This window comes from Pelagivirga sediminicola (assembly GCF_003072125.1).
Classification (GTDB): Bacteria; Pseudomonadota; Alphaproteobacteria; order Rhodobacterales; family Rhodobacteraceae; genus Roseovarius; species Roseovarius sediminicola.
Genome location: NZ_QCYH01000003.1, coordinates 326,522 through 340,052, shown reverse-complemented (window position 1 = coordinate 340,052; position 13,531 = coordinate 326,522). Strand labels below are relative to the sequence as shown.

Annotated in this window: 11 protein-coding genes; 4 read left to right on the top strand and 7 right to left on the bottom strand. The window is 61.8% G+C overall.

Annotation, left to right across the window (positions count from 1 at the left end):
* Window positions 1-5: 5 nt before the first annotated feature.
* Window positions 6-2,261, bottom strand: a complete 2,256-nt coding sequence (locus DC366_RS07915) for an NADP-dependent malic enzyme (RefSeq protein ID WP_108691643.1) — start codon at window positions 2,259-2,261, stop codon at window positions 6-8.
* 157 nt (window positions 2,262-2,418) lie between these two features.
* On the opposite strand from DC366_RS07915, the gene mutS reads away from it, so the two are divergent.
* Window positions 2,419-5,031 carry a DNA mismatch repair protein MutS gene (gene mutS / locus DC366_RS07910; protein ID WP_108691736.1) on the top strand — a complete coding sequence of 871 codons (2,613 nt, stop codon included), beginning with the start codon at window positions 2,419-2,421 and terminating at the stop codon, window positions 5,029-5,031.
* Window positions 5,032-5,104: 73 nt separating this feature from the next.
* Here mutS and DC366_RS07905 read toward each other — a convergent pair whose 3' ends face one another.
* Together DC366_RS07905 and hrcA are read right to left on the bottom strand one after the other, a co-directional pair.
* The gene (locus DC366_RS07905; protein WP_108691642.1) at window positions 5,105-5,665 is read right to left on the bottom strand and encodes a nucleotide exchange factor GrpE; all 561 of its coding nucleotides are present in this window, start codon (window positions 5,663-5,665) and stop codon (window positions 5,105-5,107) included.
* An 11-nt stretch (window positions 5,666-5,676) separates the two neighbouring features.
* Complete coding sequence (gene hrcA / locus DC366_RS07900) at window positions 5,677-6,741, bottom strand: heat-inducible transcriptional repressor HrcA (RefSeq protein WP_108691641.1); 1,065 nt, start codon at window positions 6,739-6,741, stop codon at window positions 5,677-5,679.
* Window positions 6,742-6,859: 118 nt separating this feature from the next.
* Here hrcA and rph point away from each other — a divergent pair, with 118 nt between their 5' ends.
* The 3 genes from rph to hemW are packed head-to-tail and all read left to right on the top strand — an operon-like array spanning window position 6,860 to window position 9,327.
* Complete coding sequence (gene rph / locus DC366_RS07895; protein WP_108691640.1) at window positions 6,860-7,576, top strand: ribonuclease PH; 717 nt, start codon at window positions 6,860-6,862, stop codon at window positions 7,574-7,576.
* Entirely contained in the window at window positions 7,569-8,177 is a 609-nt protein-coding gene (gene rdgB, locus DC366_RS07890; protein WP_108691735.1) for an RdgB/HAM1 family non-canonical purine NTP pyrophosphatase, read from the top strand. Before rph ends, rdgB begins: the two co-directional genes overlap by 8 nt.
* On the top strand, window positions 8,170-9,327 hold the full coding sequence (gene hemW / locus DC366_RS07885; RefSeq protein WP_108691639.1) for a radical SAM family heme chaperone HemW: 1,158 nt from the start codon (window positions 8,170-8,172) through the stop codon (window positions 9,325-9,327). Before rdgB ends, hemW begins: the two co-directional genes overlap by 8 nt.
* A gap of 3 nt (window positions 9,328-9,330) precedes the next feature.
* On the opposite strand, the gene DC366_RS07880 is transcribed toward hemW, so the two are convergent.
* Genes DC366_RS07880 through mnmG form a run of 4 tightly spaced genes read right to left on the bottom strand, consistent with a single transcriptional unit; the run spans window position 9,331 to window position 13,521 of the window.
* Window positions 9,331-10,230, bottom strand: a complete 900-nt coding sequence (locus DC366_RS07880; protein WP_108691638.1) for a ParB/RepB/Spo0J family partition protein — start codon at window positions 10,228-10,230, stop codon at window positions 9,331-9,333.
* 16 nt (window positions 10,231-10,246) lie between these two features.
* On the bottom strand, window positions 10,247-11,056 hold the full coding sequence (locus DC366_RS07875) for a ParA family protein (protein WP_108691637.1): 810 nt from the start codon (window positions 11,054-11,056) through the stop codon (window positions 10,247-10,249).
* Window positions 11,049-11,645: a 16S rRNA (guanine(527)-N(7))-methyltransferase RsmG gene (gene rsmG / locus DC366_RS07870; RefSeq protein ID WP_341476688.1), complete on the bottom strand. Its 597-nt coding sequence runs from the start codon at window positions 11,643-11,645 to the stop codon at window positions 11,049-11,051. Before rsmG ends, DC366_RS07875 begins: the two co-directional genes overlap by 8 nt.
* A 13-nt stretch (window positions 11,646-11,658) precedes the next feature.
* On the bottom strand, window positions 11,659-13,521 hold the full coding sequence (gene mnmG, locus DC366_RS07865) for a tRNA uridine-5-carboxymethylaminomethyl(34) synthesis enzyme MnmG (RefSeq protein ID WP_108691733.1): 1,863 nt from the start codon (window positions 13,519-13,521) through the stop codon (window positions 11,659-11,661).
* Window positions 13,522-13,531 lie beyond the last annotated feature (10 nt).

Below are 13,531 nucleotides of genomic sequence, written 5' to 3'. Positions count from 1 at the left end.
AACCTTCAGCCGACCCTGCACGCGGCCAGAACCGCCATGTTGACGATGTCCGTCGCCGTCGAGGTGGACGAGCAGATCTGGACCGATTTATCCAGGCCCGACAGGATCGGCCCGATCACGGTGGCCCCCGCCATCTCCTGAAGCAACTTGACCGAGATCGACGCCGAGTGCCGCGCCGGCACGATCAGGATATTCGCGGGCCCGGTCAGCCGCTGGAACGGATACCCTTCCTGCGCGGCGGGGTTAAGCGCCACATCCACCGTCATTTCGCCTTCAAACTCGAAATCGACACCCCGCGCCTCAAGAACGGTGGGCGCGCGGTGCATCTTTTCCGCGCGCTCGGATTTGGGATACCCGAAGGTCGAGAAACTGACGAAGGCGACGCGCGGCTCCAGCCCCAGATTGCGCGCCACTGTTGCCGCGCGCTCGGCGATGTCGGCCAGGTCATGCTCGTTCGGCCATTCTTGAACCAAGGTATCGGCGATCAGCACGATGCGCCCCTTGTGCATCAAGGCCGTCACCCCGGCGACGCCATGTTCGGCGTCGGCGTCAAAAACATGGTTGATCAATTCCAGCACATAGGACGATTTCCGCGTCGCGCCCGTGATCAGGCCGTCCCCATGCCCATGCGCCAGCATGAGCGATGCAAAAACATGCCGATCGCGTGTCGCAAGGCGATTGATATCGTGCCGGTCAAAGCCTTTGCGCTGCAACCGATTGTACAGAAAGCTGCGGTATTCCTCCAGATGCGGGGTGTTCGCGGCGTTGACGATCTCCAGCTCGGCCACGGCGTCGGCCATACCGGCGGCGGTCAGCTTGGCTTCGACATCCGCCTCGCGGCCGACGACTAGTGCCTTGCCCATGCCGGCGCGCTGATATTGCACGGCGGCGCGCAAAACGCGCAGATCGTCACCCTCGGCAAAGATCATGCGAGCCTGCGCATGCCGCGCCCGCGCATTGATCGAGCGCATGATGCTGGCCGTGGGATCCATCCGCGCCTTCAGCGCGACCTCGTAGGCGTCCCTGTCCACGATCGGGCGGCGCGCGGCGCCGGTATCCATGCACGCCTTGGCGACGGCAGGGGGGATCATGTGGATCAATCGCGGATCGAAGGGCGCCGGGATTATGTAATCGCGCCCGAAATACAGCTTGCGCCCGTAGGCCATGTTCACCTCGTCGGGCACGTCCTGCCGCGCCAGCGCGGCCAGCGCCTCGGCGCAGGCGATCTTCATCTCGTCGTTGATGGCGCGGGCATGAACGTCCAGCGCGCCCCGGAAAAGATAGGGAAATCCGAGGACGTTGTTCACCTGGTTGGGATAATCGCTGCGCCCGGTGGCGACGATGGCATCCTCGCGCACGGCATGCGCCTCCTCCGGGGTGATTTCGGGATCGGGGTTGGCCATGGCGAATATGACGGGATCGCGCGCCATGCTGGCCACCATGTTCTGCGTCACCGCCCCCTTGGCCGACACGCCCAGAAACACGTCCGCGCCCTCCATCGCGTCGGCCAGCGTGCGCCGGTCCGTCGCAACGGCGTGCGCCGATTTCCACTGGTTCATCCCCTCGGTGCGGCCCTGATAGATCACGCCCTTGGTGTCGCACATCATGGTGTTCTCGTGCCGCGCGCCCATCGTCTTGAGCAGCTCGAGACACGCGATTCCCGCCGCGCCGGCACCGTTCAGCACGATGCGCACATCCTCGATCTTCTTGCCCGACAGGTGCAGCGCATTGATCAGCCCCGCAGCGCAGATGACCGCGGTGCCGTGCTGATCGTCGTGGAAAACGGGGATGTCCATTTCCTCTTTCAGCCGCTGCTCGATGATGAAACATTCCGGCGCCTTGATATCCTCAAGGTTGATGCCGCCAAAGGTAGGCCCCATCAGCCGAACGGCGTTGCAGAACGCGTCGGCATCCTCGGTATCCAGCTCGATATCGATGGAATTGACGTCCGCAAAGCGCTTGAACAGAACCGCCTTGCCCTCCATCACCGGCTTGGAGGCCAGCGCGCCGAGGTTCCCAAGGCCCAGAACCGCCGTCCCGTTCGAGATCACGGCCACCAGATTGCCCTTGTTGGTATAATCATAGGCCGTCTCGGGGTTGTCCTGAATGGCAAGACACGGGACCGCGACGCCGGGCGAATAGGCAAGGCTGAGATCGCGCTGCGTGGTCATCGGCACGGTCGCGGTAATTTCGAACTTGCCGGGGCTCGGCTCAAGATGAAAGGCGAGCGCCTCTTCGGGGGTGAATTTGGGGTTTGCCATGGGCGGGATGCGTCCTGAAAATGCGATCTTTCCTGAATAACGGGGGAATGGCCGCGCCTCAACACTTCAGACGAAGGGGCTTTCGCCGCCGGGCGATGGTTTGTAGGTTCGCGCCGATCAAGGAGTGCATGCAGTGACAACCGAAACCGCCACGCCGATGATGGCGCAGTATCTGGACATCAAGGCCGACTATCCGGACGCGCTGTTGTTCTACCGGATGGGCGATTTCTACGAGCTGTTCTTCGATGACGCCGTGGCCGCGGCCGAGGCGCTGGACATCGCGCTGACCAAACGCGGCAAGCATCTGGGCGAGGATATCGCCATGTGCGGCGTGCCGGTGCATTCCGCCGAAGGGTATCTTCTGACGCTGATCCGCAAGGGGTTTCGCGTGGCGGTCTGCGAGCAGCTGGAAAACCCCGCAGAGGCAAAGAAGCGCGGCGCAAAATCGGTCGTCAAGCGCGGCGTCGTGCGGCTGGTCACGCCCGGCACCCTGACCGAGGAATCGCTGCTGGAGGCGCGGCGGCACAATTATCTGGCGGCAATTGCGCAAATACGCGGCGAACACGCGCTGGCCTGGGCCGATATTTCCACCGGCGCGCTGCATGTCATGTCGCTTGCAGCGCCGCGGATCGGGCCGGAACTGGCGCGGCTTGGGCCCAGCGAGGTGCTGCTGTCGGACGGCGATGATGCCGAATTCGCCCATTTAGTGACTGAAATCGGGGCGTCGATCACGCCGATCGGTCGCTCTGCCTTTGACAGCACGGGCGCCGCGCGGCGGCTATGCGCGCTCTTCGGCGTCACCACGATGGACGCCTTCGGCAGCTTCGAGCGGGCCGAGATCGCCGCAATGGGCGCCGTGGTCGAATATCTGGAGATCACGCAAAAGGGCAAACTGCCCCTGCTCCAGCCGCCCCAACGCGAGAATCTGGCCGGGGCGATGCAGATCGACGCCGCCACGCGGCGCAATCTGGAGCTGACCCACGCGCTGTCAGGCGGGCGCGCCGGATCGCTTTTGTCGGTGATCGACCGGACGGTGACAGCGGGCGGTGCGCGGCTGCTGGAGCGTCGGCTTTCATCGCCATCCCGTCGTCTGGAGGTGATCGAGGCGCGCCAGAACATGATCGCTTTTGCCGTGGAACAGTCCCGGTTCCGGTCGGATCTGCGGGACCATCTGCGCAAGGTGCCCGACATCGACCGCAGCCTGTCGCGCCTCTCCGTCGATCGGGGCGGCCCGCGCGATCTCGCGTCCTTGCGCAACGCTCTGGAGGGCGCCGAGCAGATCTGCAAGATCATGCCATCCGGCGATATCTGCGCGGAACTGGCCGAATTGACCGGCGATCTGACCGGGCACGATACGCTTCTGGATCTGCTGGATCAGGCGCTGATTGCCGAGCCGCCGATCTTGACGCGCGACGGAGGATTCATTGCGCCGGGATATGACGGCGATCTGGACGACGCGCGCCAGTTGCGGGATGAAGGCCGCAGCGTCATTGCTAGGATGCAGTCGGAATACGCCGAACTGGCAGGTATTTCGGCGCTCAAGATCAAACATAACAACGTGCTGGGCTATTTCGTCGAGGTCACGGCCACCCACGCGGAAAAGATGCTGTCGGCGCCGCTGAACGAGACCTTCAGGCACAGGCAGACCACAGCCAACCAGGTGCGCTTCACCACCGTGCCGCTGTCGGAGATGGAGACGCGGATCCTGAACGCCGGTGGACGCGCGCTGGAGATCGAAAAGCGGCTCTATGAAGGGCTTAAACAAGCGGTTCTTGAAAAGGCCGCGATGCTGGCACAGACCGCGCGGGCGCTGGCACAGCTGGATCTGACCGCCGCGCTGGCCGATCTGGCCGTCGATCTGGGCTGGAGCCGTCCTGTTGTGGATGACAGCCGCGCGCTGAACATCGTGCAGGGGCGCCATCCGGTCGTGGAACAGGCCCTGCGTGCCCAAGGTGCCGGGCCGTTCGTGGCCAATGATTGCGATCTGGGCACCGCCGGAGATATCTGGCTGCTGACCGGGCCGAATATGGCCGGTAAATCCACGTTTCTGCGGCAGAACGCTCTGATTGCCCTTCTGGCTCAAACAGGCAGTTTCGTGCCTGCGAAATCGGCGCATATCGGGCTGGTCAGCCAGCTTTTCAGCCGCGTTGGCGCGTCGGACGATCTGGCGCGCGGGCGCTCCACCTTCATGGTCGAGATGGTGGAGACCGCGGCGATCCTCAATCAGGCGGATGACCGCGCGCTGGTCATTCTGGATGAGATCGGGCGCGGCACCGCCACCTATGACGGCCTGTCGATCGCCTGGGCCACGCTGGAACATCTGCACGACGTGAACGGCTGCCGCGCCCTCTTCGCCACGCATTACCACGAATTGACCAATCAGGCGGACAAGCTGGGCCGCGTCGGCAATGCGACGGTGTCCGTCAAGGAACACGGCGGCGACGTGATCTTTCTGCACGAGGTGCGGCGGGGCGCGGCCGATCGCTCGTACGGGGTGCAGGTGGCCAAGCTGGCGGGCCTGCCCGACGCGGTGATCGAGCGGGCGCGCGTGGTGCTGGATGCGCTGGAACGCGGCGAGCGCGAAGGCGGAAGCGCGCGCAAGGCGCTGATCGACGACCTGCCGCTGTTCTCCAGCCGCCCCAGCCCCGCCCCGGTCAAAAGCGCGCCCTCGGAGATTGAAGAAGCGGTGCGCGGCATCCTGCCCGACGAATTGAGCCCGCGCGAGGCGCTGGCCCTGATCTACGAATTGAAGGCGAAACTGGAGAATTGAGCGGCGCGGGGACCGATTGCGCAGGGAAAATGGCCGCGCCCCGAAAGGCAGCGGCCATCTGGGATCAGCGCGGTCAGCCCTGCATGGAGGACACGCCCACCTGCGCCGGGCGCAGAATACGGTCGTGCAGCATGAAACCTTCGGCCGAAACCTGAATGATCTCGCCCGCCTTGGTGCCCGGGAGCGGCGCCTCGAACATGGCTTCGTGAACCTGGGGGTCGAACTTGTCACCCACCTGCGGCGAGACGACGCGAACGCCGTGCTTGGCAAAGACGCTGATCAGCTCGCGCATCGTCAGCTCGATGCCTTCGATCAGTCCGGCGGACGCTTCGCGCTGATCTTCGGCGATGGATTCGATCGCGCGCTTCATGTTGTCATAGACCGGCAACAGATCGCGGGCCAGCTTGGACCCGCCATAATTTTCGGCCTCGCGGCGGTCCCGTTCGGCCCGCTTGCGGGCGTTTTCGGCATCAGCCAAGGCGCGCATGAACTTGTCCTGAAACGCATCACGCTCGGCGCGCACGGTGTCCAGCTCGGCGGCTTCGTCCGAAATCTCGATCTCGTCCTCGCGATAGGTCTCGGCCTCGGCCTGTTCGATATCGTCGAGGAATTCGTCTTGGTTACGCTCTGCCATGTTCTAGCCCTTCAACTTCTATCGGCGATCAGCTTGCCCACGAGCTGCGCCGTATAATTCACGATCGGAACGATGCGCCCATAATTAAGCCGCGTGGGTCCGATGACCCCCACGGCGCCGACGATCTTCCGGTCTGCGTTCATATATGGAGAGACGACCAAAGAGGAACCCGAAAGTGAGAAAAGTTTGTTCTCGGACCCGATAAAGATGCGAACGCCCTCGCCTTCGTCGGCCAGCTCAAGGAAATTGGCGATGTCGCGCTTGCGCTCCAGATCGTCGAACAGTGTGCGGATGCGGTCAAGATCGCCCTCCTCCGCCCCCGCGTTCAAAAGGTTCGCGCGCCCGCGCACGATCAGCCGCTCGGGCCCCTCGCCCTCGCCGGACCAGACGGCCAGACCGCTTTCGACCATCGCGCGCGCCAGCTGGTCAATCTCCTGCCTGCGTTCGCTTATATGGCGCGCGATGACCGATTGCACTTCGCTCAGCGTGCGGCCCTCGATCAGCGCATTCAGAAAATTCGCCGCCTCCCGCATCGAGCTGGGCGTCTGGCCGGGCGGCGGGTTGAATATCCGGTTCTCCACATGCCCATCTGCAAACACCAGAACCACAAGCGCGCGGTCATGGCCCAGACTGACAAACTCGATATGCTTGATCGGCGCCTCATGTTTCGGCGCCAGAACCAGCGAGGCGCCCTGCGTGACGCCCGACAAGGTCTGTCCGATCCGGTCCAGCGCGCCGGCGACGTCCTGCGAATTGGACGACATCGTGCTGTCCATCATCTCGCGGTCCGCCGCCTGAAGATCACCGACCTCCAGCAGGCCATCGACGAACATGCGCAGCCCGCTTTGCGTCGGCACCCGCCCGGCGCTGACATGGGGGCTGTCCAGAAGCCCCATATATTCAAGGTCTTGCATCACATTACGGATCGTCGCGGCGCTGACCTTTTCGCTCATGTCGCGGGTCAGGTTGCGCGATCCGACGGGCGCGCCGGTCAGCAGATACCCCTCGACCACGCGGCGAAACACCTCGCGCGAGCGGTCGTTCATCTCCTCCAGAAGCTTTCTGCCATCACTCATGTCGGGTTCCTTGCCTATCAGGGCATTAAAGGCTCCGTGCGGTCATAGGTCAATCGGGGTTGCCATGACAGCATGCGCCCCTGTATTGCCGCGTCAACGCTGCAAAAAGGAGCCAGCCATGCGCCCATCGGGTAGGAATTTAAGCGAAATGCGCGCCGTTTCAATCGAGACGGGCATCACCAAGCACGCCGAGGGGTCTTGCATGATCCGGATCGGCGACACCCACGTGCTGTGCACCGCCACGATCGAGGACCGCGTGCCGCCGTTCATCAAAGGGTCCGGGTTGGGCTGGGTGACGGCGGAATACGGGATGCTGCCCCGCTCGACCACGTCGCGCATGCGGCGCGAGGCGACCGCGGGCAAGCAAGGCGGGCGCACCGTTGAGATCCAGCGCCTGATCGGGCGCAGCCTGCGGGCCGGCGTCGATCGCGTCGCGTTGGGCGAGCGTCAGATCACCGTGGATTGCGACGTCATTCAGGCCGACGGCGGCACCCGCTGCGCCGCCATCACCGGCGGCTGGGTGGCGTTGAAGCTGGCCGTTCAGAAGCTGATCAAGACGGGCGCCGTGACATCCGATCCGCTGACCGATCCCGTCGCCGCCGTGTCCTGCGGCCTTTACGCCGGACAGGCGGTTCTGGATCTGGACTATCCCGAAGACAGCGAGGCCGGGGTCGACGGCAACTTCATCATGACGCAATCGGGCAAGCTGATCGAGGTTCAGATGTCCGCCGAGGGCGCCACCTTCAACCGCGATCAGATGAACCAGCTGATGGATCTTGCCGAAAAAGGCGTCGCCGATCTGGCTGCCGCGCAACTGGCGGCGGTCAATGCGTAAGTTCTCCGGTGATACGCTGCTGGTGGCCACGCATAACAGCGGCAAACTGGCAGAAATCGCCGACTTGCTGCGGCCTTACGGCATTCGCGTCGTAGGTGCCGCAGCGCGAAACCTGCCGGAGCCGGATGAGACCGAGACCACCTTCGCCGGGAACGCACGGATCAAGGCGCACGCCGCCGCCAAGGCGACGGGGCTGCCTGCCCTTTCGGACGATTCCGGCATCGAGATTGACGCCCTGAACGGCGCGCCCGGTGTCTATACCGCCGATTGGGCCGAAGCCCCGAATGGTCGGAACTTCGTGATGGCCATGACCAAGGCGCATGACAAACTGGTCGCCCGGAACGCGCCGCGCCCATGGCGGGCCCGGTTCTGCTGCACCCTGGTGCTGGCCTGGCCCGACGGGCATGACGAGGTGTTTCCCGGCACCGCCGAGGGCCAGATCGTCTGGCCGATGCGTGGCGATAACGGTCACGGCTATGATCCGATATTCCAGCCCGACGGCCACGACATCACCTTCGGCGAGATGAGCGCCGAGATGAAAAATGGCATCAGCCACCGCGCCGATGCCTTTGCCAAACTTGTAAAGGGTTGCTTTGACTGAAGATTGGCGCCTCGGAGGCTTCGGCCTCTATATCCATTGGCCATTTTGCGCGGCAAAATGCCCGTATTGCGACTTCAACAGTCATGTCTCGAACAACATCGATCAGGAAGCCTGGCGCGCCGCCTTCCTGCGAGAGCTTGACCGCTATGCCGAGCCGACCGGCAAGCGGATGCTGAACTCGGTCTTTTTCGGCGGCGGAACGCCCAGCTTGATGCCGCCCGAGACTGTCCACGCGATCCTGGACCGCGTTCGCCAGCACTGGACCTTGGCGAATGATCTGGAGATCACGCTGGAGGCAAATCCCGGATCGGTCGAGGCGGGCCGGTTTGCGGGCTACGCCGCCGCGGGCGTGAACAGGATCTCCATGGGCATTCAGGCGTTGAACGACACCGATTTGCGCCGTCTTGGCCGCATCCATTCAGTTGCCGAAGCGCGCGCCGCCTTCGACGTTGCGCGCGCGCATTTTGACCGTGTCAGCTTTGACTTGATCTATGCCCGGCAGGATCAGACGCTGGCCGCCTGGCGCGCCGAGCTTTCCGAGGCGCTGTCGATGGCGGTCGATCACCTGTCGCTTTATCAACTGACGATCGAGCCGGAAACCGCCTTCGGCGCCCGCTTCGCTGCCGGAGGGTTGCGCGGCCTTCCCGCCGATGATCTGGCCGTCGATATGTATGAGGCGACGCAGGAGCTTTGCGATGCGGCTGGCATGCCTGCCTATGAGGTGTCCAACCACGCCCGGCCCGGCGCGGAATCGCGGCACAACCTGATTTACTGGCGTCACGGCGACTATATCGGCATCGGCCCCGGCGCACATGGGCGGCTGACGCTGGACGGCACCCGCTGGGCGACCGAGGCGTATTCAAGCCCTGCAAAGTGGCTTGGCAGCAGCGCGAGCCAAGCCACGGAGAAGCCGCGAAACGCCATATCTGGTACATGCCAAGCCGGCGAATACCTGATGATGGGTCTAAGGATATCGGACGGGATCGACCTGCAGCGCTATCGCGACCTGGCTGGCGCCCCGCTCAACCCCGATACGATCACGCATCTCACGGATCTTGGTATGATTCAGACTGACGGCGCTACGCTTCGCACAACCTCCAAAGGCCGAATGGTCCTGAACGCCGTCATTGCCGAGCTTCTGCCCGAGTGACCCTCACTTGCCCATCGACAGGATGCGGCACAATTCGTCCAGCTCATCCAATGTCTTGTAGCTGATCGTGATCGCGCCATTCTCGCTGCCGTCCCGGTGGTCAACGGACACCTTCATCCCCAGATTCGCGGACAGATCATGCTCCAGCGCTCTTGTATCGGCGGTCTTCCTATCCGCCTTGCCCGCGCGCTTGGTCATACCGCCGCCTGGCTGCTCCGGCGCGGCGGCCTTGCGCACCAATTTTTCGGTATCACGCACCGACAAATCGCCTGCGATCACCTTCTTGGCCAAGGCCACCGGATCCGGAGCCGTGATCAGCGTGCGCGCATGCCCCGCGGACAGCTTGCCCTCCGTCACGAAGTTTTGCACGATCTCGGGCAGCTGCATCAACCGCATCGTATTGGCGATATGGCTGCGGCTTTTCCCCAGCGCTTCCGCCAGTTTTTCCTGCGTATGGCCGAACCTGTTCATAAGCTGAACGTAACCGGCCGCTTCCTCCACCGGGTTCAGATCGGCGCGCTGGATATTCTCGATGATTGCAATTTCCAGAACCTCGGTATCGTCAAAGTCGCGGATGATGACGGGGATCTCATGCAAATTAGCCTGCTGCGCGGCGCGCCACCGCCTTTCTCCGGCGACAATCTCATACCCGTCGCCTTTTGCACGCACGATCAGCGGCTGAATGATGCCTTTCTCCCGAATCGACGCGGCAAGATCGTTGAGTAGCTCCGCGTCGAACCGTCTGCGCGGCTGATCCGGGTTTGCGGCAACACGCTCGATCGGCACCATCATGTCGGGCTGCCGGGGCGCTGTTTCTCCCGCAGGACCGCGATCATTGACGTCAGCCATCAAGGCGGACAAACCGCGCCCCAAGCCGCGCTGCCGTTGCGATTTATCAGCCATTAATTCATTCCTTCGATCATGCCGCGACCGGCGCGTTGTTCTTCATCAATTCACGCGCCAACGCGCGATAAGCGTCCGCACCCCGTGACTGCGGATCATAGTCCAGCACCGACATCGAGTACGAGGGCGCTTCGCTCAGCCGGACATTCCGCGGGATCAGCGTCTGGAACACCAGATCACCCAGATTGTCGCGTGCGTCCTTCTCGACCTGGCCCGACAGGTTGTTTCGGGCATCGAACATCGTCAGAACAACGCCCTCGATCCGCAAATTGGGGTTTGCGGATTGCCGCACCTCACGAATCGTCAGCATTAATTGCGACAGCCCCTCAAGAGCAAAAAACTCGCTTTGAAGCGGGACCAGAACGGAGTGCGCGGCCACCATCGCGTTGACCGTCAACAGATTCAGCGACGGAGGGCAATCAATCAGCACATAGTCAAGATCGTAGCGATCCATCGCCGTCTGACGAAGGGCGTCATGCAGCAAAGAGCTCCGTTTTTCGTTAGATATCAGCTCGATATCGGCCGAGCTCAGATCAACCGTTGCCGGAATGATCACAAGGTTTTCAGACTTCGTCGGCTGAATGACCTGGCCCAAGTCGATATCTTCGAGCAGCAGTTCGTATGTCGTGAACTCCCGGTCATCGACGTCGATGCCCAGCCCGGTCGATGCGTTGCCTTGTGGGTCCAGATCAACGATCAACACCCTCTTTCCGATTTCCGCCAGAGCGGCGCCCAGATTGATCGTCGTGGTCGTCTTGCCGACGCCGCCTTTCTGGTTGGCAACTGCGATGATGCGCGGCCCGGTCGGGCGCGAAGGATCAGGCACGTGACAACTCCTTTATGCTGAGGATAGCGGCTTCTGGATCCAGATCACTTTTAGTCGCGGAGCACGCAAATTTCCATGTCAATTTCGCTTCCTCCACCTCGCTGCGCCATTTTGCGCCTTTCGCGAATAAACATGTGCCTGTTGGCGTTAAATGAGGTTGGGCCAAGGTCAGAAGGCCATCCAAACTGGCCAATGCACGCGCAGAAATGATATCGGCGCTAAGGGACGGGATGTCTTCTATTCGCTCGTTGATGACAATCCCCGGCACCCCTATTTCCCGCAGAGCCGTTCGTAAAAACGTCGCCTTGCGCGAATCGCTTTCAACCATTGTTATCTTTCGCGGAGCGTTGGCCGCATTGGCCAATATTGCGACTACAACCGCAGGAAACCCTCCTCCGGATCCCAGATCCACCCAATGCGTAAACGATCGGGGCGCGGCATCGTACAACTGGACGGAGTCGAGAATATGACGCTCCCAAACGCTTTTGCGATCCGCGCGGGAAACGAGATTGATCGTCGGCGACCACTTGCAAATCAGCGTTTCAAAAGCGCGTAGCTGTTCGATTGTTTCACGTGAAACATTGGCCAAGAGGCTCGCCATCTTAGCGGGCCCCGGCATCACGCCGGATCCGCGTAAGCAAAAGCGTCAGCGCGGCCGGGGTCATTCCATCTATCCGCGCCGCATGCGCCAGATTGGCGGGCCTGACTTGGCTCAATTTGCTCTTGAGTTCGTTCGACAACCCTCCCAAGACGTTATAGTCGAAATCGCTAGGAATCGAATGCGCGACATCGCGCTGCATTACCGCGACATCCTTTTCCTGCCGCGCTATGTAATTCGCGTAAAGCGCATCTTTGGATAGTTGATTGGACGAGATTTCGTCGATATCGGCTAACGTTGGGTCAAGCTCAACGAGCTTTTCGAACGTGATGTCCGGAAAAGCCAACAACTGAAACCCGCTGCGCCGCGTCCCGTCCTGGTTGACCGTCAGCCCGATCTTGGTCAGATCTTTCGGGGTGAAGGTGACAGATTCCAGATGACAGCGAGCCGAGGTGAGCTTTTCCATTTTACCGATAAACGCAGTCCGCCTTGCGGCGCCCACACATCCAAGCTCGATCGCCCTGCCCGTCAGCCGTTGATCCGCGTTGTCCGCACGGAGTGACAGGCGGAACTCTGCGCGCGATGTGAACATCCTGTACGGCTCGCTCACGCCGCGGGTGATCAGATCATCAACCATAACGCCGATATAGCTGGTGGTACGGCTGAACACCTCTGGATCGCGCCCTTTCGCCGAAAGTGCGGCGTTCAAGCCAGCAACGAGCCCCTGCGCGGCAGCCTCTTCATAGCCGGTCGTGCCGTTGATCTGCCCAGCGAGATACAGCCCCGGCACATCTCTCACGCTAAGGGTGGCATCCAGGCTTCTTGGGTCGATGTAATCGTACTCGATCGCGTAACCCGGCTGCAGTATTTCCGCAGCCTCCAGACCACGAATGGACCGCACATATCGCAGCTGTACCTCTTCGGGAAGCGACGTCGATATTCCGTTGGGATAAATCGCATTGTCTGAAAGACTTTCGGGCTCCAGGAATATCTGGTGAGAGGTCTTATCCGCAAAACGCACGATCTTGTCTTCTATCGACGGACAATACCGCGGGCCCACGCCATCGATATGCCCGCCATACATGGCTGATTTCGACAGATTATCACGAATGATATCATGGGTTTGCTCATTCGTGTGCGTGACCCCGCAACTGATCTGGCGCGCCTTCACTCCATCTGAGAGGAATGAAAAAAGCGTCGGAACGTCATCACCTGCCTGTTTTTCCAGCACATTCCAATCAATCGTGCGACCGTCGAGACGGGGTGGCGTGCCCGTTTTAAGCCGTCCGGTGTTCAAATCAAAACTATCCATCCGGTCGGCGAGCTTCACAGATGGCTTGTCACCCATTCTACCGCCAGGGCGCGACATATCACCGATATGTATGACGCCGCGCAAGAATGTCCCCGTCGTCAGGACCACCGATTGCGACGAGATTTCTGTGCCGTCGGACAATTTAACGCCGCACACCCGTGATCCCTGCATGAGGAAATCGGTCGCTTCGCCTTCAATAATGGTTAGATCAGGCGTGTTCTCCATCTCCGTGCGCATAGAATCGCGGTAAATCTGGCGATCCGCCTGCGCGCGGGGCCCCTGGACAGCCGGGCCTTTGCGGCGATTCAAAAGGCGAAACTGTATCCCGGCAGCGTCCGCGATGCGCCCCATCACGCCGTCCATGGCGTCAACTTCGCGAACCAGATGCCCTTTACCCAAGCCACCGATTGCAGGATTGCACGACATCACGCCTATACTGGCGCGCGTCAATGTAACCAGCGCTGTGCTGGCCCCCATGCGCGCCGCGGCATGCGCCGCCTCACAGCCCGCATGACCACCGCCGATAACGATGACGTCAAAGTCAAAATGTTTCACGTGAAACACT